General features: G+C 66.1%; 1 protein-coding gene. It reads left to right on the top strand.

The features are described 5' to 3' along the window. On the top strand, positions 1 to 289 hold a 289-nt coding region (locus tag NE591_RS15440), incomplete at both ends, for a hypothetical protein (protein ID WP_256157123.1).

The raw sequence follows: 289 nt of genomic DNA, 5'->3' as shown, positions 1-289 counted from the left end.
CTCGCCGCATCGGGGACGTACGCGAAGATGTGGAAGCAGTACACGGAAGCGCTCGAATGGGGCATCGAAGCGGCCCCGCGCGACGACACCCGATCCTCTGAAGCGACCGCCCCGCATGCAACGCAGGGCGTCTCCGCCGAGGAGTGCGACCCTGCGGAGAAACCCGGCAAGCCGTCGAGCGGCAGGGCGCCTTGGCTTCACAGGACGTTCAACCTTTCCGACGAGGGCTACGTCGGCCTGAAGCGCTCGGCCATTGCTTGCACCTTGAGCGATCTGGCGCTCATGATCC

This window comes from Adlercreutzia sp. DFI.6.23, from assembly GCF_024462535.1.
GTDB lineage: Bacteria > Actinomycetota > Coriobacteriia > Coriobacteriales > Eggerthellaceae > Adlercreutzia > Adlercreutzia rubneri.
This window is presented reverse-complemented; position numbering and strand designations above follow the sequence as displayed.